Below are 24,641 nucleotides of genomic sequence, written 5' to 3'. Positions count from 1 at the left end.
ACATTTGTAGTAATTGCAGAAAATCATTTGTAGTACTTCTGTTACAAAATTGTTAGTTAAGAAATATGAAACCCTGAGGAAAAAGTTGAATTCACATTTCCATATTATTTAAGTACTAAGATGTAGCTTGGAACGTTCAACTGGCATAACTGTTGCGGGTCCTTATTGTAAATTTTATTTTATGAAATACAGAAAATTAGGTAACACTGGTGAAAAATTATCGGCTATAGGCCTGGGTTGTATGGGAATGAGTTTTGCTTATGGCCCCAAAGATGACAATGAAAGTATTAAAGTACTTGAGAGAGCGATTGAATTAGGCATCAACTTTTGGGACACTGCAGATATGTACGGCATTGGTCACAATGAGGAATTAATTTCAAAAGTGTTGGTACCTAACCGCGATAAAATTTTTATTGCTACGAAATTCGGCTTTCGGCGTAAAGAGGGAACCACAGGAATGTCAGGCATACCGGGAACTTATTTCGATGGCTCACCAGCCTATGTAAAAGAGGCTGTTGAAAAAAGCCTGACGCGTTTAAAAATTGACACTATCGATTTGTATTATGCTCATCGCATTCCAGACAATACAACCGTTGAAGAAATGGTTGGTGCAATGGCAACCCTGGTAAAAGAAGGTAAAGTTCGATACCTCGGTTTGTCAGAAGCATCTGCCAATTCAATTCGCAGAGCCAATAAAGTTCATCCCATAACCGCTTTGCAGAGCGAGTACTCTTTACTCACCAGGGATGTGGAAGGTGACATACTAAAAACAGTGCGCGAACTTGGTATCACTTTCGTTCCTTACTCCCCATTGGCAAGAGGTTTGATTACTGCAACTGTTAGTGATAAAGATAAACTTGCGCAGGATGATTTTCGCAGAACATTACCTCGTTTTAATGAACAGCATTGGAAAAATAACAAAGAACTTGTTGATGACTTTGCGGAATTTGCAGCATCAAAAAATTGCACACCGGCACAGTTAGCGCTTGCATGGGTGCTTTCGCAAGGAGACGATATTATACCGATTCCGGGAACCAAGCGAATAAAATATCTTGAAGAAAATGCCGCTGCGGTGGATATTAAACTTAGTGAATACGATCTTGACACTATCGATGATATTGTTTCACGTCATCCTGATGTGGGCGAACGCTATAGCGAAGGCGCATTAAAACTTGTTAACAGGTAAATATCGCAATAAAAAAATGCCCCTGCCTTTTTAGACAGGGGCCGGTGAGTGTCAGTTAGTTCAGATGTGTTCTACAGTATTTAAAATCGTTGAATGAATTTAAAAAGAACTGCCCCTTGTGGTTCTAATCAGGGTTTATGCTGGAAGTAAACAGGGCAGTTCAGAGTTGTTTCAAGTGGTTGAGTGTTATTTTGAAAGGTAATATGTGTTACAGTACTAATTTAATTGTTGCTTTGATATGGCCCCAGGTATTAATTCTATATCCAGACACTGGTTAATGTGATAATTAGTCCACAAGGTGCTGCAGAGGCTCATGTAGTAGGCATGCGGATTTCCAGTAATCATTCCCTTTTTCATTTCCATATTTTCTGATAAATTTTTACCGGTTAATTCAATCGCTTGTTTTGAGGAGAGATTTAGTTTAAGTAGAATATTGTCTGGTTGTGCAACCCGTAATAGTGAAACCGGGCATGGATACCGGGATGCATCTAAAATAAAATCGACCTTTTCGTCTCTCAGCATAGTAGTTATCGTGTTCAAAACTTTAGGGAATTCATTGATAATTACAATAAATTTTTTTTGGGTATTCATGGTATAAGTATTTGATGCCCCAAAGCAAGTTCATCGTAACGGGTAAAAAAATAGAACTTTCAGCGTAATTTCTGTAAAGCTCTTAACGGAAGTTTTGTAGAATAAGTACTACAGGGAATTGAATGGAACATATAATTTCGACTGCTAAGTACTTTTTTTGTTGGAAGTGAGATGTCATTCTTAACCTGAAATCCAAATATAACATATAAGCGTAGATGCAAAATCGGTACTATCAAATTTGCCTTGGAGGATGATGTATTTTTTTCGGCCCTCATTATGGTCGTTAAAAAAAGACCAGACTATCGCAAAGGCATACACGATAATTTCTTCTGACATATGCCAGGTTCCGGCACCTCCGTTATTAAGACGATGTCATTTGCGCTTGCTTCATTTCAGTTTCCAAAAACTCTTTCCTCACGATATGCGCAGTTTTATGTTCACCGGTATGGCTCCACCCCGGAGGCATTACCAGGTACAAAAATTTATTCTTTATGCCCGGTGCCTTTTTTATATCCCGAAACAAGGCTGCAAATTCACCAAAATAAACATCGGGAAAATTATTCGGGTTCATCTTTCTCGTTATGCCATATTCAACAGGGATTTCTTTTTTTTCAGTTACATAAGTTCCAAAAACCTTATCCCAAATATTAAGCAGGTTGCAGAAATTGGTATCCATATAATAAGGATTGCGGGCATGATGAACACGGTGGTGAGATGGCGTAAGAATGATATTATTTAAAAAGCCAAGCCGTGCATTTTTTAAGATATTTTCTCCAACATGTATAAATGCGCCCCACGTGCCGTCAACAAACATGATAAAAAATAATAGTGCGGGGTTAACGCCAAGCAGTATGCAAATTGAAGTGCGGATAACATCTGCATAAGGTCCTTCGAGAAAAAAATGTGCATAGGTAACGGAAAGGTTCATCGTTTGCGGGGCATGGTGTGTTGAGTGCAAACACCAAAACAGCCTCACTTTATGAGCAAGATAATGATACACAAAATGCGATAGTTCCCACACAATGTAGCCAAAGATAAGCCAGTACCAGTTGAACGTAGTTTTAATAATTGCATACTTTTCAAAAAGCCCAATACAAAATGCCACAGCGGCTATTGAAATAAAACGGCCGACAAAACTGTTGAAAACATAGGTTAAGAATTGAACCTTATAGTCAAGAACCCGAAAGCGTTTATAAAATGCCGCTCTTGCGATTTCAATTATAAGGAGGAAAGGAATAACGGGCCCAATAGCTCCTTCAATACCTTGTAAGGTTTGTAAAGAACTATAGTCACCCGACTGGTACATTTTAAGTAATGAGCCAATGCCAAGAAAACCGATCAATTGATCATATAGAATTGAAAATATATTTATCAAAGCAATCATGAGGTAATAGTTGTAGTTGCTAAACCAATTGGTTTTGTTTTCAAATCTAATATTTTTTAAGGATTTAGATACCCGTGCAAAATACTAATCCCATTTAAAGAAATTACGATGATTTATTACAAGCCAATCCGGGGGATAAAAAAGTAAGATCATTTTTAAACTCATTTTGAAGTTCATTGCCCCATTCCGCAAAACCTTGTGGATAATTATCATCTTCATGAAGAAAAATTGGTTAACGGCAATTTTAGTCCGCCGCAGATCAAGGGCTCAATAACACGGGTGGAGGTGTCTGTTTCAGATGTAGACACCCAATAAATTTCAATGAATGAAAATAAAAAACCGGATTTTGATCCGGCTTTCATTTTTAAATCTTAAACCAATTACTATGAGTTATTTTATAACGAAATAATCCTGCTGTTATTTTACAATTAATATTAAAAAGGCGGATGAATTTTTATTTGGAAAGAAATGATATGCCACAATAACTAAAATTACCACAACCCGCTGCGGCAGGAAGCTGCAAGCTGATAATTTTTAATAGCCAAGTTCAATAGCTGAGAAACATTTGATGGTTTGGGTTTGAATGATTTTCGGAGATTTTGAAATCGTGGCTTCCAATAATAACAAACCCCTGCTTTTTATAAAAATTAACCGCTCTTGGATTTTCTTTCCAAACATATAACCACATTCCAGCTTGATTATTACCTTTTGAAAGATCTAAATTGAAATGAAAAAGCGCTGAGCCTAGTTGAAGATCGTAATATTCTCTCAATAAATATATTCGTTCCAGCTTGGTAATATTTTTTATTTCACTTCCAGCGTAGGGTGCATCAAAGATAATTTTCGAGTAGCCGGCCGGGTTATTGTTAAAGTAAATGATATGGTAGATATTTTTTGGATCACTTAATTCTTCTTTAAAAACGTCTTCATTGTACTTTTCGCTTATGTACAATTTTATGTCTTCTGCGTTGGCGCTTCTTCCATGCGATTCTATAAAAGTTACCTCCGCTATTTCTGACAACAATTGAAAGTCTTTTTTGGCGGCCCTAACGATTGAAGTCATGGTATGAAGTGAGTTAATCGCAAAGCTAACTACAATTGCAAAAATTAAGTATTAAGAATGTCAATTAAAAATTTCGTGACTGTGGGCGAACAATTATTGGCAGGCGACATTTTTAAAATGAAAAAATATTTTATATTTTCTCCATGTTAAGAGATGGGGATTTTGATTATCTAATTCCTGCAATAATTATTACACAATTCATGAAAATTTTAAAAGCCGGATGTTTTTTTTCTTTAAATTAAAAGGTACTTTGTGTTTTGAGCAGCACCAGAAATTCGAATTAAAATGATGAAAGAATTGCGTATAGCTGACATTAAGGTGGTTCCTGAATTTGCAAAAGTTCCGGACGCACAACTGCAATGGTTGATTGATAAGGGAGAAGCAATTGAAATGGAGGAAGGAGAAGCCTTATTCATAGAGGGCGATCCCGTTACGAAAACCTTTATTGTGCTGGATGGTAAAATAAGAATCTGCACGACGCAATCCGGCCAGCTAAGAGAAATTGCTTCTATCGAAACAGGCGGCGTTACAGGATATCTCCCTTTTTCGAGAGCGGTAAAGGCTTTTGCTTATTGCGAATGCGTAAAGCCGTCATGGATATTTATTTGCTCCGCAGATTCCATCAAACAAGGTATCACTCAACATTATGAACTAACGGAAGCGCCGGTGCACATGATGTCGACACGGGTTCGGGAAACAACTGCCACACTTCAACAGAATGAAAAAATGTTTGCTTTAGGCAAACTTTCCGCAGGTTTAGCGCATGAATTAAATAATCCTGCGGCTGCCATATCGCGGGCTGCATCTTTGTTACAAAGCCAGGTCAGGCAGTTGCCGCATTTGTTTAAAACAGTTTCTGGTTTGCATGTCGACCAGGATAAGATTGAAAAAATTCAGCAGCTCGTTCGGGATAAACTTAGTTCAGAAAAACCTGTTTTGAGTATGTTGCAAAAGGCGGACGTAGAAGATGAATTAATATCCTGGCTCGAAGATCATCACATTGAGAAGATCGATACCGAAGGTTTAACGGAAATTAATTTTACGGTAGGCGACCTGGAAATTATAAAGAATTATTTAACTCAAGATGAACTGGTTGTAGTACTTGAGTGGATCGGAAATTTTTTGGTTACCAATAAAATGGCTGACGATATTCGTATATCATCAGAACGAATTTCTGAGCTTGTTGGCGCAGTGAAAAATTTTACTTTTATGGACAAGGCAAGTGATAAGCAAATGATTGATATACATACAGGCATCCGCAATACCTTAACCATACTTAATTATAAATTGAAAAATGCCAATGTTACTGTAGTTGAAAATTATGATGAGACGATTCCGAAAATAAAAGCATTTCCGGGTGATTTGAACCAGGTTTGGACAAACCTTATTGACAATGCCATTGATGCCATGGAAGTGAACAATAAAGGGGTGCTCGAAATAGGCACAACACGTGATGGGAAGTTTGTAAAAGTAGTCTTGAAAGATGATGGCCCTGGTATTGCCAAAGATATTCAGCAGAAAATATTTGATCCTTTCTTTACAACGAAAGAAATGGGCAAGGGTTCCGGATTGGGCCTCGACGTTGTGAACAGGATCATCAGGCAACATAATGGTTCGGTTAAAGTAAATTCGCAGCCGGGCGATACCGAGTTTGAAGTTTGTTTACCTGTGAATGACTAAAAAACAAATCAAATGAATCAGCCAATAATATTTGTGATTGACGATGACATGCAGGTGTTGCGTGCCATTACAAGAGATTTAAAAAATAAATACCGGCAGGATTACCGTGTGCTGAGCACGGCATCAGCAAAAGAAGCATTGGATAGTTTGCTCGAATTAAAGAATAAAGGTGAAACCGTTGCAATGTTTATATCTGACCAGCGCATGCCCGAAATGGAAGGCGTAGATTTTTTAGCGAAAGCAATGGAATTCTATAATGATGCAAAGAAGGTTTTATTAACTGCCTATTCAGATACTGATGCAGCTATTAAAGCCATCAACACGGTAAAGCTTGATTATTATTTAAGTAAGCCCTGGAGCCCGCCGGAAGAAAAATTGTATCCTGTTATTGATGATTTACTGGACGATTGGCAAGGCGATTTTCATCCTGATTTTAAAGGTATAAAATTGGTTGGTTACCAGTTCTCACCCAAGAGCCACGAAATAAAAGTGTTCTTATCGGGCAACCTGATTCCTTATCAATGGATGGAAGCAACCAGCGATGACGGCGCACAATTAATGCAGTTAAATAATCTTACTGCAAAAGATTTACCGGCAATATTTTTTGAAGACGGATCTAAGATTGCGACGCCTTCTATCATTGATGTTGCAAGGCGCATCGGTTTAAATCCGGAAGTAAAAAATGAAATATATGATGTAGTGGTTATCGGTGCAGGGCCTGCGGGATTAGCCGCTTCTGTGTATGGATCATCGGAAGGTTTAAAAACATTATTAATTGAACGCAAAGCTCCCGGCGGGCAGGCGGGCACCAGCTCACGCATCGAAAATTACTTAGGTTTTCCAGCGGGTTTAAGCGGCGCCGATCTTACGAGGAGAGCCATTAGCCAGACTGTAAGGTTTGGTACCGATTTCCTGTCACCACAATCGGTGAAGGCAATAACCATTCAAAATAGTTATAAGAAAATAATATTGGATGACGGTAAAGAAATAGTGACGAAAGCAGTTGTAATTACCACAGGTGTCGATTACCGCCAGCTCACTACTCCCGGCATTCCTGATTTTACCGGTGCTGGTGTTTATTATGGTGCAGCAATGACAGAAGCTGCATCATGCAAAGGCAATGTTGTTTTTGTAGTAGGCGGCGGAAACTCTGCGGGACAGGCGGCCATGTATCTTTCAAAATTTGCAAGGCAGGTAAATATTTTAATCAGAAAAGATAACTTGTCTTACACCATGTCGTCTTACTTAATTGACCAGATAAAAGGAGTAAGCAATATTTGTGTATGTATCTGCAGAGAAGTCGTTGAAGCAAAAGGCAACGGACGGTTGGAGCAAGTGGTAATAAAAAATATAACTACTAACGAAATTTATACAGAAGATGCCGCGGCACTCTATGTGTTCATCGGCGCCAGGCCTTATACTGATTGGCTTGATAAAGAAATTATCACTAACGATAAGGGTTTCATAGAGACAGGCAGAGATTTAAAGCAATACGATAGCTTCGCTAAAGTATGGAAGCTGGAACGGGATCCTTACCTTCTTGAAACAAGCTGTGCCGGTATATTTGCCGCCGGAGATGTGCGTGCCGGTGCAATGAACCGGGTTGCTTCCGCTGTTGGTGAAGGTTCAATGGCCATTAGTTTTGTACATAAATATCTTACCGAGATTTAAGAATAATGTTATCAACTTTTACCATAACTAATAAAAGATCTCCGGCATCGGATAAATAAGATACTGTACCATCATCCGTCCCTGAGATTTTCCGTTAAAAATAATTTTGCGGTAAAACGCAGTTTATGCGTTAGCTTCAATTGATTAAATTGTTACACGTTGTGAACGGGTATCAAAAGTTACATAATTCATAGATGTCAATTTAATAACGAATTGCTGATGATATGAAAGTATACCAACAATACTTTTCATTTACTAATAAGACTGCAAGATGAATCTCAATATCACATCGCAAAATAAAGAGGGCTATCTTTTAATAGTTTGCGAAGGAAATATCGAAACCAAAGAAGAGTTGTTTCAGCATTCCCAACTACTGTTTGATGAAATTATGAAACATAGCGCTCAAAAAGTGCTTGTAGATGATACTGAAACCCATTTACCACTTGAGATATTTCCTTATTTTGGTTTGGTGCAGGAATATGTAGATAATTACCCGCCTGAAATCCGATCGTTAATAATAGCTATTGTTGTAGCCCCGGAATATAAAGAGGTTGCTGAATCATGGGAAACATTATGCGTAACAAGGGGCCTTTCGTTTTACGCATTTACTTCTTTGGACGAAGCCACCCAATGGTTGATCGAAATGATTTAGAAAAATTGTTTTAGATCAGGAAACACCGTTGAGAAATATTCATTCCAAGACTCCGCAAGTGAAAGCGGATGCCGGCAATACTCCTGCCTGCGGCCATTAGCAAAATCATATAAACGTTTTCTACTGTTAGTGCCCTGCATGACTGAAGTCATTGAAATAAGTTGGCGGCATTACTAACTTTATTTCCCATTAAAGAGGTAGTCAATATTGCTATTCTTTTCTTTTTGGTACCCCTTGTTTATTAATAATGCAAAAAGGATAACCCTTTGAGCACCTGGCCCAATGTACCGCCATCTGCTCCATTACAAATCAGGACCCAAAGCCGCAAAAGGAAAATTTGATCACCGTTTAAAAGCGATGTTGCGCTATTTCCTCTATCACCATACCCACCAGGGCGAATGTAGGTTTTCACTATACACAAGAAGGTCAAATGCTGCATGTGCAATAATAGCAGGAAGTATTCGACCTGAATAATACCTTAACAAGCCCAATAATATGAAAGCTCCAAAGGTCCATGTGTAAAATGGCAATATTGGAAGATGTTGCTGCGCACCGGGAGAAAGAAATAGAAATGCCTTGTAGGATGCATGGGCAAATGCTGCAAAAACAATTGCAAAGCCCGGGTGCCACTTACTAAGCCTTCCTTGTATAAAACCACGAAATACCAGTTCTTCCATGGCGCCGATGCATATGGCCACGAGTGCAAAACTTCTGAATATGAACGGCAGAACCGGTAGACCTATGCTGCCCCTGTAATACATGGCACCTGCCATACCCATTAACAATCCTACCAGGTAATAAGCGACCATCTTTTCTGAGAAAGCATCCCGAACCAAAAGAAATGCGGAATCCTTTTGATGGAATAGATTCCTTTTAATTATAAAACCCACTAGAAACAATATCAAAAATGCCACTGCTTTGAGAGGGAAAGCAAATGGAATCAAATAGGCAAAAACAACCACTCCGATTCCGCAAAGGATCCCATCCCTCAGATCATCTTTAACAGGTGCTGCTGCCATGATTGTTTGTTGTTTTTGTTTCATTATTGGTGGTTGCTTATATGAATTGCCTCATGCTTCGTTTTGTAAAAAACAAGACTCAATAATATCACGACAGGCGCCAGCAAAAGAAGCCAGCCGGAACCAAGGCATGCACCGGAATTGGGAACAATGATACATCCCGGCAAAGCTCTTTCCAGTGCAGATAAATAAGCGCTATCTTTTAAATTATCCTGGGGCAAAGAAAGGTATCTAAGTTTTTTCAATGCATAAAGCGATGTCTTATCTATGATCGTATCAGTTAATATGAGACCCTTGAGGCTGGGAAACTGTTGCAAGGGAGCCAAGTTTCTTAAGGAGTCACTTCCTGTTAGTTCGAGTACCTGCAGATACGGCAGTTTCGTCGATAATTCATTAAACTGATGCTGTGTTGTATTTTCCGGTAGGCCAAGCCATCTGAGGGTTTTGCATGTGCCCAGTGTTTCAATATTAATAGCCGCACCTGAAACGATAAACACCGTTAGTTTGTCGAACTTATTTTTGAGAGCTAATAAATCGGTAGTATCATCCCTGTTATTAATGATGAGTTCCCTTAGGTTGTCCAATGGCAGAAGCAGGGAATCATTCTCAAGTTTCAAAATCAGGGTTAGCTTTTCCAGTTGTTTATTTTTACTGAAAAAGGATGCGTCTATCTTTTTAATATCATTTCCATAAATAATACATTGTTTTAATGCAGGCATAGCAGGAAGTATATCTGTTATGATAGAATCTGTTATCTCCATGTAAAGACATTTGGCTCTTTTCCAGCGTGCCAGCAACGGGAGTTGTTTTTGTCTCATGGATGCCATTACAAAACGCGGCGAAAAAAAATCAGCTATCTTATTATAGGAATCTTCCATTTTCACTGAGTCATCATCTCCTGTGTAAATCGCAGTATTTGGCCTCAGGCGCCCAATTTTTTTTAGATAAGGAACGTAGTTATCAGGAATTTTAGATTCAAAATAAATGGCTTCAAGGTTGGTTAAGTCCGAAGGTTTCATTGTACGGAACCACGGAAGCAGGGCATCATTATGGTTGTTGTTGTCAACGATAATCGTGTTTATTTTTCCGTTTACAAAAACGAGCGAGTCGCCCGAGTCATCCACTTGCATGGAATCATTTTCTGCATTTGTAAAATAGATAAATGTATTATTATAAACCAACACATCGCCTTCCTCTGCAAGCATCGATCCTTTGTTGTGGCGCAGCGAAGAAAAAAATGCAAAATTGTAATTCTTTGAAAGGTTTATAGCCGGATCATGTCCATATAGTTTTACAACTACAAAACTCTTTTCATTTTTGAACAGGTATGCAATGGAAATGATTAACGCAAGGAGGAATACAATTAAAGCAAGGAACAGCCAGCGAAAGTTCTTTTTTGGCACCTTGTATCCCGGATGTTTAAATGCTTCCATACACTGTTTATTTTACATTTTTACAGACTGGAGGCAGCGGTTTTCTATGCTTTTCCACTACCGTGTTATTCAGGACTGATATTGTTACCTGTTATTAATTCCCGAACAGAAAAGCCCTTTTAAAATTAAACAGGGCGCTAAAGATTCGAAATGACTTTAGTCATTGAAAGATGTGATTATTAGCCGTTGATGACATGGTCACCAAGGGACGGCTATTCGATAATGCGACGTGCTGCTGCGGCGTACGGGCATTTACCTATTTAGACTTTTAGAATTGCCTATATTAAAGTACAATGTTGGCAGCAAGCTAACAACCTTGAATGCTGGAACAATGGCTTCAAATAAAAAACCCCTATAAAATTATAGGGGCCTATCAAAACTAATTGCCTATGAATCGCACGTACCTCTGGCGATCTCCTGTTAAACGCCTTAACTTAAAAAATATTTTCTTTGAAGTTGACTTCTTAATTGCAGGCGTTTTAGTAAAAGCCATTTAAAAAAGCGAAAATTCCGACATTCGAAATTAATTTTCAAATTTTACGGAAGAGGACTACAATTAGATCGTCGCCCTGTGTGATTAAAAGATAACAAAGAGCCAACAAAAAGGAGACAGAAATTAAAATATACTTATGATCAACTTAGAAACATTCTTAGCAGGAGGCGATTTGCGGAGCATAGGCAAAAGCAATCTTGTCATCGCGAAAATTGAAAATCAGAACGATTTCGATGATCTATTTCGACTTTTGTTTCATAATGACAGAATTATCGTGATGAGGGCTGCCGATGCGATCGAAAAAATCACCATTTCTAATTCCAAATATCTTGCAAAATATAAGAAGAATATTATTGACCTATGTTACGTTGCAAAAGATAAAGAACTTAAATGGCATTTAGCTTTATTGATTCCCCGGCTTAAATTAGTAAATGGAGAGTTTGATAAAGGGTGGAACATATTGCTCAAGTGGGCTAAAGACAGTACGGATTCCCGAATAGTAAGGGTGAATTCCATTGAGGCGCTCTCGCAAATGGCAAAGCACAACAACAAATATGAGAAGGATTTAAGCTTGATTTTATCTGAACTTAGAAAAGAAAATATTCCATCTATAAATGCAAGAATAAGACGCATTCAAAGAAGAATTTGAATGTAAAGTAAGTGTGCCGCCATCATGCGGCCTGCGCAGGTAAAATTCTCATTTTATAAACTCAACATTGGGGTACTTAGTAATTTCTCCTGTAATTGCAATAAACTCTTTCCATTAGACGGGCGATACACTTTATGCTAATAACCGCCAGGTAGAATGTTCTTAGTTCTTTATCTAAATTAATGTTGTATGAAACGGTTTCTTACCATTGTAAGTCCCTTCTGTGATGAGAATTAAACATGATGTGAAAAATAATTCGAAGCTTACCATTGGTGAATATTATTCTAAACATACCAACATATGAGCCCGTGGTTTATTGAGGACTCACTTTCGCAATGGTATTAGTGCTTAAACATCCTACAAACAAATTGCCTGCCTGGTCAATGGTAATAGCATTCGGTTCATCAAGGCCCTCCGCAATTATTTTAATGGCGCCAGTTTGCTTAATTTTTGTAACAGTGTTATTATGTGGATCAGTTACGTAAAGGTTACCCATGTTATCTGCGGTGATATCAGAAGGTGTATGCAGACCAGTCGCAAATGTGCTGACATCGCCATTTGGGGTTATCTTCGACACAGAATTTCCTGCTGAATTCGTCAGGTATACGTTAGCGTTAGCATCAATAGTAATCCCTGTAGTATAAATGACGCCTGTATTTATTGTTCTGATAGTTCCGCCTCCCGAGATTATTGAAATAGTCGTGTCTCCGAAATTTGTCACATACATATTACCTGATGCATCAAAAACGATACCTGCAGGATGGCTGATGCTGTCCTTATAAGTAGAAACAATTCCAGCCTGGGTAATTTTAGCAATGGAGTTGTTGCCAAAATTTGTAACGTATAAATTTCTGCTGTTGTCGATGGCAATACCACCGGGCAGCGTAAATCCCGACGCAAAAGGGCTAACGACACCGCCACTTGTTACCTTTTGAACGCTATTGTCGCCATAAGCCGCCACAAACAAATTGCCGGTACTATTATCTACCGCAATACCATAAGGAGACGCCAGTCCAGTTGCAAAGGTGCTTACTGCGTAGGTAGTATCATAAATGAAAACCGGGCCTGGCAATGAATTGTTATTAAGGGAAACTGTTACCACTCCTGTGCCCGCCAGCCTGGGAACTTTTGCCGCTATTTTTGTGTTGCTGATACTCACTATTGTAGCGATGTGCCCATTAAAATAAACACTCGCATTTGCGACCACATTGCCAAACCCACTGCCGGAGATTATAACGGTAGTGTCTCCTGGGCCATGCGTAGGATTTATGCCCGTAATGCTTTCAACAGATGAAGATTTCTTACTGCAGGATACGAAGAAAAAAATTCCTGTAATTGAGTAGATTAAAATGCGAACGGTTTTTTTCATATTTAAAATTAATTAACTACAATGATTTGTCACTTGCTGCTAGTCAAAATTATTTGTCGTTTTGCCTATAATTCTTTTGAAAGAAATTTATTAGTCGCAAGTGCCGCCAGGCAAGAATACATAATCGCCGGAAAATTTTCATCACATTTTTAGATGGGTTGATACCATTTAAAAAATATGCTTAATGCTAAGAATTAACCTTGTTGAAAATTAAATAAGGTGAAAGCTATAGATGCAGAACGCACCTCAGGCGCTGATGTATGGCTGTTTATGGGCGTTACTCTATTTGTAATTGCCCAGATTTTTAAGAGGGGAGAATCGAAATCCAATCCGAAAACGAATTAACTATATAAACTATGCCGATTAAACTGCCAACCGGGAGATATTTTGGAATTTATTCCGTGAGTCCTCTGGATTTTGCTGGGTGTTAATTTGTTGCATTGTTGGTAAAGGCCAAGCCAATATGTTTAGCGTATAGCAGTTACTGTTAGTAATAGATAAAATCATTTCAGGAAAGACTGCCTGCGTAAATTTTCTTACTTAACATATTTGTCGCAATTAGCCCCGAAAATGCCTCAATTACACCCCTTACTATTTGCAGGAAATAGTCAACTTTGTACAAAAGAAAACTTAATTCAATAACAAAGTAAATCTTAAAACAATGGCAAAAGTTTCAATTTATCTCAACTTCATGGGTAACACTGAAGAAGCATTTAATTTCTACAAATCAGTATTTAATACAGAATTTGCAACGCCCGTTATGTATATGAAGGACATGCCGCCGCGTCCGGATATGCCCCCGTTATCAGAAAAAGATGCAAACAGTGTAATGCATGTGTCCCTTCCGATATTGGCGGGCACCTTATTAATGGGCACGGATATGCTCGAATCTTTGGGACATAAATTGGTAGTAGGTAATAACGTAACGATTAGTCTTGAACCGGATTCGAAAGAAGAAACAGACAGGTTATTCATAGCTCTTTCTGAAGGTGGCAGCGACATAGCACCCATGAGGGATGAGTTTTGGGGTTATTGGGGATCTTGCTTAGACAAGTTTGGTACCCGCTGGATGTTTAACTTTCCGAAACAGCCATAAACGAAAAGCAATTGCATCGGGGTATTACTTATACAACTTTTTCGGTCGGGAAATTTGTGCGGAATTTTTGTTCTTGGCAGGAAAGCCAGCCACACTTCTACAGCCTAACTATGAAAAATGTCAACAGATATTTTCATTAATTATTCTAATAAATCAAACAGTACACACTAATGTTGAGTAGTTATATTTGTTTTAGATTTTAGATAATGAAGCCTCATTTTTCGAAGATCATCCAAACAAATAAAATGAAAAACCAAGTTGAAATTATAGAAGTAAAAAATGCAATTGAATTTTCGCAGGCAAAAGAATTAATACTTGAATATGTAAAATGGCTTGGCATTGATTTATCTTTTCAAAATTTTGATGAGGAAATAGATACTTTGCAGGTGACATATAGCGAACCTAACGGCGGTTTATGTTTGGCATTAAGAAATGATAAAGCAGTTGGAGTTGCCGGAATAAAAAGATTTAATGAAAGCGAATGTGAATTGAAACGGATGTTCGTGCAACCTGGCAGCAGGGGATTTGGTATTGGAAAGCTATTACTTATCCGCTGCGTTGATATCGCAAAAAAATTAAACTACGTTACCATTAAACTTGACACTGCAGAATTCATGAAATCGGCCATAAAATTATATACCGACAATGGTTTTGTGGAAATTCTAGCTTATCGATATAATCCATACGAGGAAGCAAAGTATTTCGAATTAAACTTAGAGTTAACACCAAAAAACGAAAAGTCAGACTATTAGTTTGCCCGCGGACGAGGATATGCTAAACTGCCTTTCGCAGCGTTTATCAGATAGGCCAATGTTCCGGCATTTATATTTCCAGTTTTTCTTTAACACGGACCGGGTAGTTTAATTTAAAAGGCATGCCGCGGTTTTTATCAGAAGGTTTGCTCCTGGCTTCGTTATTAACATGAGCTGAGAAAGTGATTTTATTTTCACCGTCTTTTTTCCAGATATCATCGATGGTATAATATTCATAGGTTGTTTACCTCCCTGCGATGACGGGGGATCGTGAGCAGACAGATCGATTGGTTCACAAATCTGAATGCAACCTATGTTTACAGTTTGATATTCATTCTACATGTCGAAATGAATAGGTCAGCGTGAAATAAAACAAAAAGGGACCTTACCTTGTCCCTTTTGTAAAATCAAAAAACCCCCAAAGAAAACCAGTTTAATTAGCTCTTTATTATTTTTTGACTAGCAATTGTTTGGCCGTTTACAACAACATTTACAATATACATTCCCGGAAGCTGAGAAGACAGATCCTGCAACTGAATATTGTTTTCACCTTTATTGATAGTTGATTCCGTTTTTTTCACCACAGTTCCAGAAAGGCTGATCATTCTTATTTCCGCTTTTCCGCTATTATTGCTGGTAAAATTTATATTGAGATTATCCATATAAGGGTTTGGCATAACCTGTATTAAAACTTTTTGGTTATTAACAACGTTGCTGACGCGAACCATTTTTATTACACTATATGTTACGTGGCCTTTTACATCAACTTGTTTTAACCTATAATAAATAATAGTGTGGTTTGAGATTTCCTTGTCATTGTCCTTAAAGCTATATTGAGCAATTCCGTTGTTCTGAGATTGAGCTCCTAAAACAAATGCAGCAGTTGAAAAGGTAACCTGGTCAAAACTTCGTTCTACTTCAAAATGATCATTGTTAATATCTGCACTTGTTGTCCAGTTTAATTTAACTGCATTATTGTCATATATCGCATCAAAGCTTTCGTAGGTAACAGGCAGAACGCTGTAACGACCGATAAGGTCTCCGAAGTAAATACTGTGAAAACGATCTGTAGCAATAGCTCCATTGTTTCCATTATTGTCAACCTCGGCCCCGGTATAAATTTGAAAGCTTGAACGGTTAGTAAAACTGTAATCAATTCTTACATCAAAAGCCAGGGTATCAATCCCAACGCGGTTTGCCACAGGGCCTAAGGCCATAAAGACTGAATCGTCGTCATCCGTTCCTAACAAATTATCAGTATCTTTCATGCTGGAAAGGGTTAGCAAACTTGGTATTAAAGTATCCGGCAGGCTATAATTAACATTGCTTCCAACAATTCCGCTTAATTCTCTTACCCTAACGTTATCTCCGTCGACATCTACCGCAGATAAATCTATCAGGGGAAATACATAAGGGACATTTGCACTGTCAAACTCAACATCCCACTTAATATAAGAAGTACCAAAAGTGCCGGGACCGCCGACAGTTGGCTGCCATGCATCGAGATAACCTGTAGAAGTATTATCCATGTCTTTAAGTACGGCTCCGCCTACAATGTTTATTATAGTAACATAAGCATCTTTGTTGTTATAAACATTTGTAAAAAGGTATTTAGCTCCAATTTGACCATTAGTACCCGATACCAAAACAGGGTTACTAAATTTAAACTTCGGGGCTTTGCCCTTGCCACCACCGGCATTAGCAGAAAAACTTAAAAGGAGAGTAAAAATGGTAAGGATAAGCATGCACTTACCAAATAGCGTAAAATTCTTGTTCATTTTCTTGGGTTTTGAGGTTACCTAAAATTTTTTTGCAGATTGACTGCTTAAATCATTTAAGGAATTTCAAAAGGAGAAGGTCAAGGTTATTCTACAAGATTGGAGGTGTTAGTGAAATAAGAAAGTAAGAGGTAACATACATTTCTAATTCGAATACAAACATAGAGTACATTTTCCGGGAATGCAAGACCGTAAAATTACTGTCTTTGCTGATTAAGAAATTTTCGAAATTATTGGGTGGTTAATTAAAAAATGTCTATTTGTTAAGAACAATGTTATTTGATAATTTCTTGAATATTGCCGAAAAAATTTGTAATATTTTTAATTTATCTAAAGAAATTGAATTATTTCCTGTGTTACACAATAAAAATTGAAAAATTTAGTTGCAGCGCTTGAGTCTGATTTTACCCGGTTCGATGCATGAGGGAATGGAATTTCTCTTACTCCTGAAAGCTCTATGAATATCAATATTTTAAATGCCATTGATTAGTTCAATGCAGCTATCTGTGAAACTATGAATATGGAATTCCGGGATGAAGTTGGCGGCGAAATCCGGGGTTTGGATACCCAAGCTTTCTTGGCAGCAAGCTATGATTGCTCCTTGGGAATTTCCGAAATCGTTCAACCAGTTCGTAATTTTACCTTGACTTTTCCTTTCCGGATTTGTTTTTACAACTTTCAAAAACAAATAAGAGTCGGAAAATCATTCCTTTTCTAACAATTCTTTAAGGTTTTGCAGGCTAAACATTACAGTTTTAATTTTTTTTAAAATGCGGCTAAGGTTTTACATCATGGTGAATCCGGATGTGAAAGTGGAGATTTTATTTCGGAGATAATATTGATCAAATTTATCTAAATGAAAAAATCATACTTTTATCTTTGATTCACAATAACCACTATGAAAAGTTTATTATTACGTTTAGGATCGCTAGTCTTCCTTGTATGCATTTTTTCGGGTTGTAAAAAAAATAAAATTGCTGCTCCATCTGGCCCGCCTACAGTTACTGGTGTATCAAATCTAGTTGCAGGTATAGGATATCATATTCTAATTGCAGGTACTAATTTCAGCCCAAGTATCTCAGGTAATACGGTAGCGATTAACGGTGTTGCCGGAACGGTGACTTCCGCTTCATCTAACCAACTAGCCGTCGTTTTTACGAATGCAGTTACGGGCAAAATTTCAGTAACCGTTAATGGTAATACCGCAACTTCCGGCATTGATACCCGGATCATTAACTTGACAGTTTCAACACTTGCCGGGAGCGGAGCGATCGGCTCGGACAACGGAACGGGAACTGCCGCCAGCTTTAATGGCCAGTGGGGTTGTGCAATGGGTGCCAACGGAAATTTATTTGTTGCAGATACGTACAATCATAAGATAAGAAAAGTTGCTTTTGACGGAACTGTCAGTACGGTGGCAGGCACGGGCAGCCAGGGAAACCAGGATGGACCTTCTGGTACCGCAACTTTTAATTATCCTTATGGTATTGCGGTGGATAAGAATGAAAATATTTATGTGTCAGAAATCGGCTCCGACAACATTCGCAAAATAGCGTCTGATGGTACCGTTAGTACATTTGCAGGAAGCCCTACCGGGCGAACCGGCTCAAGCGATGGTAGCGACACTTCAGCCACTTTTCAAGATCCGTTGGGCCTTGCAGCCGACGACAATGGAAATATATACGTGGCAGATGCGGCGAACAACAAGATAAGAAAAATAACCCCCGCCGGAGTCGTTACAACGGTTGCCGGAAACGGGACAGCGGGAGCAGGAAATGGTGCCGCACTTTCAGCAACTTTTAATACACCGCTCTCGGTTGCAATAGATGCAGCGAATAACCTATACGTGACAGAACAAAAAAATTACGATGTAAGAAAAATAGCTGCTGATGGAACGGTAACCACAGTGGCAGGCACCGGTCAGGCGGGCTCCGCAGATGGTGCAGGCACCGCAGCAGCCTTTAATTATCCAGTAGGTATTGTGGCCGACCTTTCCGGCAATCTTTATGTAACAGATAACGGATATGGAACAATAAGAATTATTACACCTACGGGATTTGTAGCAACGCTTGCGGGAAACGGTAATCAAACTTCAATTGATGGGATAGGATACCAGGCGAGCTTTAAAAATCCTCTTGGCATGGCTATGGATTCAAGTGGCAACCTGTATGTAATGGATAACTCTTCCAATAAGGTAAGGAAAGTTACTGTGCAATAAAATGGTATAGCCGTTATTGTTAGCTGTTGCTAAATTGCCCGGCGCAGTTTCAAAAATACTGTTTCCTGTGCCGTACTTCATGCTGCAATAATTTAACGGTGACTCCGGATAGTAAGGCGTGTTCTTTTAACGGCAGCTCAGTTTCATTTTATCGAACCAGTAAACTGGTCCCTTTTCGGCTATATGTTTTATTATCTGCTCCTATGCCTTCTGCCATCCAAACAACTACTTGCGATAATTGAGGAATACCTTTGAATGTTCCGTCCCACCCGGCCCTGTCGGTAGCGGTTTGGTATAAAAGGGATCCAAGCCTGTTATATATTCTGAAATAGTTAAGTTGCTTGATGCCAAATAACACGGGCCGTAAGAAATCATTTAACCCATCACCGTTAGGCGTAAACGCAGTTGGAACTAAAATATCAGCTTTCTCAACTGTTCTAACTAATTGCGTATCTACGGTAACACATCCCCCTAAAGTTTTTATTGCTATTGTATACAATTGATCTGATGGTCCCGTAAAAACGGGGTTATAATTAGTACGGGTATTTAAGAAGGTTCCCGGACTCCATAATACTTCGTTGCCAAATTTTCTTGCCTTTAAATCAAAAGGTAAATTGATAACGGCATATTCCACCGGATAATTGATACCCGCCGTGGGGTTATCAATTACAATATCCTTGTTGCCGGTAGCAATACTGCATCCATCACTATTAACAAGCAGTGCGTAATAAGTACCCGTTTCGCTAACTCTATAACTAGTCTGCGTTGCACCTCCTATCAATCCTTTATCGTTGTACCATTGAATCTTTTTTGTTGGATTAACATGAAGCACTGCACTGTCGCCACTGTCGGAACAATACATAGCATCACCAGTTAAACGCAATGAACTGTCAATTATGGAGGCTATAACACGAACTGTATCATAATTTATGCATCCTCCGCCGTCATGATTGGTTCTAAGGATGTAGTCAGTGGTTCTCTCCGGGCCCGCCAGTGGATTAGAAATATGAGAATTAGATAGTCCGGCTGCCGGGCTCCAGGTATATACTAAGCCAGGAACAGAATTGGCGCCGATTGGCACCGGGTTAAGATTGCATGAAAGCGTATCTCTTCCTGCCCTGGATATTACATTTAATGAATCTTCCAGCATTGCGTATAAAGTATCTACGCATCCGTAACCATCGTAAGGCGCTACCACTACTGCGAATTTTGATCCTGCTGGTGGTGGAGGTTGAAAGGTAACTGTTTGTTGCGTTCCGAGCACCTTCGTAAATGCATTATCATACCAGGTGTAATTTTGATATCCAAAAGGTGCCGTTAAATTTATAGCCGTATCATCTTTACAATAAGTGCTTCCAACAAAATTGCTGGAGCATTCTGAATTAACATCCAGGTAAGCATATCCAAAATGTTTTTTGAAAGTGCAATCGGCTGTTTTAAAAAAAAGACGGATCGTTTTCCCTGCGTTGCCATCAAGATTTACTGAAACTGCCGACCAGTCTTTACACCAAACAGGCGTTTCTCCCCCAGGATTTGGCGACTCGAAAAAGCCGGGCAAAAGCGTACCATATGGAATAAAAGTGAAAGAAGAACACGAAATTGTTTTGTGATCGGTAACATTAGTAATTTCAATTACCAATCGGGGTTGCTGATATTCTGCATGATTAGGATCCTGGAATACCACAGCATAATGATAGATGAGCGAATAAATATCCCGGCCTGGAGGAATGGTGAATTCATACGATATTCCTTCTGCCTGCGTGCCTGCTAAATTATTGCCAAGCCGTATGGAGTGCTGGCTGCCATTAGGGCAATTTACCGGGAAGCCACCATACTGATCTACACTGTCTCCTGAATTTGCCGTGTACATTGTTTGGCGATTGAAAACCGGCCCTGCCGTAGGTTGTAAATTAAGAACATTAACTCCGTTTACGGTATCTGCTTCACCAATATAACATTGCCATCCAACGAAAGTTCCCGTTTCAAAATCAATATTAAAAGGACAGGTTTGGGCATTTGCCACAAAAAAGCCCGGACATACAACCAAGCCCAATAATAGTAATTGAAATTTGAAATGGTAAACCGGCATATTAGTCTTATAACGGCCTAAAAAAAATTACGGTTGCTTCGCTATCGCCTATGAAGTTAAAGATTTTACTTGTTTTAAATGTTGTTCTTTTGAAAGACGAAGTTACCCGTTTCGGTTTCCTGTTTATTTGGTAAAAGGAAACAGAAATAAATGCTGAATATTCGCAAGACGTCTTCGATTGAGAGAAGGAAAGGGCGTTTAAGATTTGTAAGTCTTCAAAACGGTTTTGCCCGTGAACATATCTTTAAATTTGTCAACCATTTGTTTATACTTCCCACTGGTTTCATAGTTTTCTGCATCTGCATCCGTTTCCCATGCTGTAAATGAAATATAATCGTTAGTGCCATCGGTAGGCTCAAGTAACATGATATTTATATTGCCTTTCTGGTTTCTTACTTCCGGAACTAATTCTTTTTGATAAAGTTTTTTGGCTTGCTTCACTTTTTCGGCCGGGATGTGTAATCGAGTCAAACGTACTACCATGCTATTTTTTTAAGATTAATAATATTAATTTTTCAGGGCAGAAAGGGAATACATAAATACGAATTAAAAAGCAACAAGCAAATAAAATCTATAAATCAAATTATTAAATTTTCTTCTTCGCGTCTTCTGCGGTTGCATAACAGTTTCGCTAAGCCCAAATTTTCTTGTGCGAAATCTAAAGATAGAATAATATTGTCGCGTTAGTTTTTATCCTTTTCAATTGTTAAATGATGCGAAAGTTGGGTTGGTGCTTATTACTACTACAATTATTTCGGGTAATCGTCTATGTGAGTCGATATGACACATGAAAATGCCCTCGTGTTTTAAACCAAAATTTCCATTCCTTCTTTTGCAAAACTAGAGGCGGGAAATATCTTCTGACACTCTTTTTCCATAGAGTCAAGAAAATCGTCGTCATGATCAGGATCGTGATGCGTAATAACGAGTTTCTTGACTTTAGCTCTGATTGCAACTTCAACAGCTTGTTCCCAGGAACTATGACCCCATCCTTTATGTTTTTGGTATTCTTCTGAAGTGTATTGACCATCATGAATAAGCAAATCTGCATTCATGGCAAGGTTAACAATATTTTCATCAATTCCGTCCACATGCTCAATATCAGTACACACAACAAGCGAGGCGGCAGCATCGTCTATCCGCAAACCGTAAGAACCTCCCCAGAAGAGATGGTGTTGAGGGGTTACAGTTACATTCGCTTCGTATAGAGTTTCTTTGTCGCCATACGATAAAAATTCAAACTGTGCACCCATCGTCTCAAGTCCTATTGGAAAATATTCCTTTTGCATTTGTAACGAAAAAATCTCCTTTAGATCTTTAAATTCTCTTTGCTTTCCCATGACGAGTATCCCGATTTTTTGATGATGGTTATAGGCTGGCGCAAAAAAAGGTAATCCCTGTATATGATCCCAATGGAAATGAGAAAAAAGTATATTGATAATGTTTTGATGTAATCCTGTCTTTATTATTTCCTTGCCCAATTTTCTAATGCCCGTCCCGGCATCAATTATTGCAATTCTATTTACGTTTTCACGGAATATACGGATGCAGGTAGTATTGCCTCCATATTTCAGAAATTCTTTGCCACTCACCGGCAGTGATCCTCGTACACCATAGAATTTAATTGTCATTTATTAAAATTTTAGTTGAATGATCCTGATACTGAGGTGTTAAAATTCTAATCAAACATGGCAACAATGGACGGTGAATAAACTTATCAGGATATTTTAATGCTAAATTAAGCGCTCCTAATAAGTATAGCAAGTATTTTCTCTTTAAAGTTTGCCGGCAGTCCACTACTTTTCATCTGCTATAAATATTGAAGTTTCGGTTTTGAATCAAATCTATCTATACTTGTCCTTTTTTTTAGCAATACAAAAGGTATGAAAAATTTCAGATCGTAGTACGCCAAAGTCAACTTTTACCCATAATTTCTAATGCATTTTTAGTTTTATTTAATGTGACATTATTTCTTTCTGCCTTTCGGCAGTTCGTGATTTATCGCAGGTATAATAATGCCAAGGGCCGGTCAGGTGTTTAAATAATCCCAGGCAGTCAAATGAAGATTATCGTCACATTGAAATACATTTAAACTAAATAGTTATTTATTTTTAAGGATTAAATATTTGAATATGGTAAGCCTTGCCGAGATAAGAAAAAAAATTATGAAGGGTGATATTTCTTCTCTGCTTCATTTGAGCAGTGAAAAAAATATTCATCCATCAGAAGTTGCTAAACTATTTAATGAATTACCAATTGATAGTACTTTAAATGCCTTCCAGTCTTTTCCGCCAAAAAAGCAGGTAGTTGTATTTTCTTATCTTGATATTTTATTGCAGAAAAAAGTATTGCGTGGATTAAGTAAAGAAAGATCGACTTATATCTTAAACAAATTAAGTTCCGACGACCGCGTTAATTTGATCAACTCTTATAAGGGCGTAGAACGATCACATATTCTCGAATTATTAGAAGATAAGAATAAGAAGGCCACCCATGATATGCTTGGCTTTCCAAAAGAAAGTGTGGCAAGGCTTGTTAATACTGAGTTTGCAACAATAAGTGGAGATATGACGATCGAAAAAGCTAATGAACATTTAAGGACACACCATGTAGATTCGGAAACCGCTAATGTAATTTATGTAGTAGATGCGGAAGGAAAGTTGATTGATGATATCCCTGTAAGGAGATTAGTGTTGAATGACCCTAAAAAAAATATCTCTGAAATTATGGATGGGTATTGCGTGAAACTGGATATTGATGACAGCACGGAAGATGCCGTTACGAAATTCCGGGAATATGACCGTACGGTCTTGCCCGTTACTAATGCAGATAATTTATTATTAGGTGTAGTAACAATTGACGATGTTATGGATGTACAGGAGATGCGTGATACGCGGGAGATGCAAAAATTTGGTGGTGTTGAATCACTCGAATTTCCTTATGTGCAAACCACTTTATATTCTCTGGTAAAAAAGAGAGCCGGCTGGCTGATCATCCTTTTCCTGGGAGAAATGTTTACTGCAACTGCAATGGGCCATTTTGAAAACGAAATTCAAAAAGCAGTAGTGTTGTCTCTTTTTATACCACTCATTATTTCAAGTGGTGGTAACAGTGGTTCTCAGGCAGCTACCTTAATCATTCGGGCCATGGCCGTTAAAGAACTTTCACTACGAGACTGGTGGTATGTGATGCGCCGTGAGATTACGTCCGGCTTAGCTCTGGGTGTTTTGCTTGGAGCAATCGGTTTTTTAAGAATTACCTTATGGCAGGAATTGCACATTTATGATTATGGTGCTGACTGGAGATTGTTGGCATCTACTATTTTCTTTACTTTGATCGGCATCGTAATGTGGGGAACATTAAGTGGCTCCATGATTCCTATGATATTAAAAAAGCTCGGGCAGGACCCCGCAGCTTCCTCAGCCCCTTTTGTTGCTACGCTCGTTGACGTTACAGGGCTGATTATCTATTTTAGTATAGCCGCTATTATTTTAAAAGGAACATTGTTGTAAGACTAT

General features: G+C 38.5%; 20 protein-coding genes. 10 read left to right on the top strand and 10 right to left on the bottom strand.

Going from position 1 to position 24,641, the window contains the following annotated elements:
- The first annotated feature begins 181 nt into the window (after window positions 1–181).
- Complete coding sequence (locus ACO1O5_RS03915) at window positions 182–1,186, top strand: aldo/keto reductase (protein ID WP_486268531.1); 1,005 nt, start codon at window positions 182–184, stop codon at window positions 1,184–1,186.
- A gap of 216 nt (window positions 1,187–1,402) precedes the next feature.
- On the opposite strand, the gene ACO1O5_RS03910 is transcribed toward ACO1O5_RS03915, so the two are convergent.
- The 3 genes from ACO1O5_RS03910 to ACO1O5_RS03900 form a co-directional block, all read right to left on the bottom strand.
- On the bottom strand, window positions 1,403–1,777 hold the full coding sequence (locus tag ACO1O5_RS03910) for a hypothetical protein (protein ID WP_486268530.1): 375 nt from the start codon (window positions 1,775–1,777) through the stop codon (window positions 1,403–1,405).
- A gap of 361 nt (window positions 1,778–2,138) precedes the next feature.
- The gene (locus ACO1O5_RS03905; RefSeq protein ID WP_486268529.1) at window positions 2,139–3,161 is read right to left on the bottom strand and encodes a sterol desaturase family protein; all 1,023 of its coding nucleotides are present in this window, start codon (window positions 3,159–3,161) and stop codon (window positions 2,139–2,141) included.
- Window positions 3,162–3,708: 547 nt separating this feature from the next.
- The gene (locus ACO1O5_RS03900; RefSeq protein ID WP_486268528.1) at window positions 3,709–4,224 is read right to left on the bottom strand and encodes a GNAT family N-acetyltransferase; all 516 of its coding nucleotides are present in this window, start codon (window positions 4,222–4,224) and stop codon (window positions 3,709–3,711) included.
- 285 nt (window positions 4,225–4,509) lie between these two features.
- Between ACO1O5_RS03900 and ACO1O5_RS03895 the strand changes: the two genes are divergently transcribed.
- The 3 genes from ACO1O5_RS03895 to ACO1O5_RS03885 all read left to right on the top strand — a co-directional run bounded on the left by ACO1O5_RS03895 (window position 4,510) and on the right by ACO1O5_RS03885 (window position 8,227).
- Window positions 4,510–5,904: an ATP-binding protein gene (locus ACO1O5_RS03895; RefSeq protein WP_486268527.1), complete on the top strand. Its 1,395-nt coding sequence runs from the start codon at window positions 4,510–4,512 to the stop codon at window positions 5,902–5,904.
- A 12-nt stretch (window positions 5,905–5,916) separates the two neighbouring features.
- Window positions 5,917–7,575, top strand: coding sequence for an NAD(P)/FAD-dependent oxidoreductase (locus ACO1O5_RS03890; protein WP_486268526.1), 1,659 nt, complete (start codon window positions 5,917–5,919; stop codon window positions 7,573–7,575).
- A 271-nt stretch (window positions 7,576–7,846) separates the two neighbouring features.
- Window positions 7,847–8,227 (top strand): hypothetical protein, encoded by a 381-nt coding sequence (locus ACO1O5_RS03885; RefSeq protein ID WP_486268525.1) that lies wholly within the window; start codon window positions 7,847–7,849, stop codon window positions 8,225–8,227.
- A 377-nt stretch (window positions 8,228–8,604) separates the two neighbouring features.
- Here the strand turns inward: ACO1O5_RS03885 and ACO1O5_RS03880 are convergent, their stop codons facing one another.
- A complete protein-coding gene (locus tag ACO1O5_RS03880; protein WP_486268524.1) occupies window positions 8,605–9,270 on the bottom strand; it encodes a CPBP family intramembrane glutamic endopeptidase in 666 nt (221 codons plus the stop codon).
- Window positions 9,270–10,679 (bottom strand): leucine-rich repeat domain-containing protein, encoded by a 1,410-nt coding sequence (locus ACO1O5_RS03875; protein WP_486268523.1) that lies wholly within the window; start codon window positions 10,677–10,679, stop codon window positions 9,270–9,272. Before ACO1O5_RS03875 ends, ACO1O5_RS03880 begins: the two co-directional genes overlap by 1 nt.
- A 629-nt stretch (window positions 10,680–11,308) precedes the next feature.
- Here ACO1O5_RS03875 and ACO1O5_RS03870 point away from each other — a divergent pair.
- Entirely contained in the window at window positions 11,309–11,821 is a 513-nt protein-coding gene (locus ACO1O5_RS03870) for a hypothetical protein (RefSeq protein WP_486268522.1), read from the top strand.
- Window positions 11,822–12,134: 313 nt separating this feature from the next.
- Here ACO1O5_RS03870 and ACO1O5_RS03865 read toward each other — a convergent pair whose 3' ends face one another.
- Window positions 12,135–13,190 (bottom strand): virginiamycin B lyase family protein, encoded by a 1,056-nt coding sequence (locus ACO1O5_RS03865; RefSeq protein ID WP_486268521.1) that lies wholly within the window; start codon window positions 13,188–13,190, stop codon window positions 12,135–12,137.
- 219 nt (window positions 13,191–13,409) lie between these two features.
- Here ACO1O5_RS03865 and ACO1O5_RS03860 point away from each other — a divergent pair, with 219 nt between their 5' ends.
- From ACO1O5_RS03860 to ACO1O5_RS03850, 3 genes are all read left to right on the top strand, one after another.
- Window positions 13,410–13,535 carry a hypothetical protein gene (locus ACO1O5_RS03860; protein WP_486268520.1) on the top strand — a complete coding sequence of 42 codons (126 nt, stop codon included), beginning with the start codon at window positions 13,410–13,412 and terminating at the stop codon, window positions 13,533–13,535.
- A 316-nt stretch (window positions 13,536–13,851) separates the two neighbouring features.
- Entirely contained in the window at window positions 13,852–14,286 is a 435-nt protein-coding gene (locus tag ACO1O5_RS03855; RefSeq protein ID WP_486268519.1) for a VOC family protein, read from the top strand.
- Between the two features lie 245 nt (window positions 14,287–14,531).
- Window positions 14,532–15,038: a GNAT family N-acetyltransferase gene (locus ACO1O5_RS03850; protein ID WP_486268518.1), complete on the top strand. Its 507-nt coding sequence runs from the start codon at window positions 14,532–14,534 to the stop codon at window positions 15,036–15,038.
- 437 nt (window positions 15,039–15,475) lie between these two features.
- On the opposite strand, the gene ACO1O5_RS03845 is transcribed toward ACO1O5_RS03850, so the two are convergent.
- Window positions 15,476–16,816 (bottom strand): T9SS type A sorting domain-containing protein, encoded by a 1,341-nt coding sequence (locus ACO1O5_RS03845; protein ID WP_486268517.1) that lies wholly within the window; start codon window positions 16,814–16,816, stop codon window positions 15,476–15,478.
- An 898-nt stretch (window positions 16,817–17,714) separates the two neighbouring features.
- On the opposite strand from ACO1O5_RS03845, the gene ACO1O5_RS03840 reads away from it, so the two are divergent.
- Window positions 17,715–19,034, top strand: coding sequence for an IPT/TIG domain-containing protein (locus ACO1O5_RS03840; RefSeq protein ID WP_486268516.1), 1,320 nt, complete (start codon window positions 17,715–17,717; stop codon window positions 19,032–19,034).
- A 148-nt stretch (window positions 19,035–19,182) separates the two neighbouring features.
- On the opposite strand, the gene ACO1O5_RS03835 is transcribed toward ACO1O5_RS03840, so the two are convergent.
- The 3 genes from ACO1O5_RS03835 to ACO1O5_RS03825 form a co-directional block, all read right to left on the bottom strand.
- Entirely contained in the window at window positions 19,183–21,087 is a 1,905-nt protein-coding gene (locus ACO1O5_RS03835; RefSeq protein ID WP_486268515.1) for a T9SS type B sorting domain-containing protein, read from the bottom strand.
- A 234-nt stretch (window positions 21,088–21,321) separates the two neighbouring features.
- Window positions 21,322–21,606 carry an antibiotic biosynthesis monooxygenase family protein gene (locus tag ACO1O5_RS03830; protein ID WP_486268514.1) on the bottom strand — a complete coding sequence of 95 codons (285 nt, stop codon included), beginning with the start codon at window positions 21,604–21,606 and terminating at the stop codon, window positions 21,322–21,324.
- A 323-nt stretch (window positions 21,607–21,929) separates the two neighbouring features.
- Window positions 21,930–22,754 (bottom strand): MBL fold metallo-hydrolase, encoded by an 825-nt coding sequence (locus ACO1O5_RS03825; protein ID WP_486268513.1) that lies wholly within the window; start codon window positions 22,752–22,754, stop codon window positions 21,930–21,932.
- Window positions 22,755–23,255: 501 nt separating this feature from the next.
- Between ACO1O5_RS03825 and mgtE the strand changes: the two genes are divergently transcribed.
- Window positions 23,256–24,635 carry a magnesium transporter gene (mgtE, locus tag ACO1O5_RS03820; protein ID WP_486268512.1) on the top strand — a complete coding sequence of 460 codons (1,380 nt, stop codon included), beginning with the start codon at window positions 23,256–23,258 and terminating at the stop codon, window positions 24,633–24,635.
- Window positions 24,636–24,641 lie beyond the last annotated feature (6 nt).

It is taken from the genome of Ginsengibacter sp. (assembly GCF_057362405.1).
Note: the sequence above shows the minus strand (reverse complement) of the source record. Positions and strands in the feature narration are given on the sequence as shown.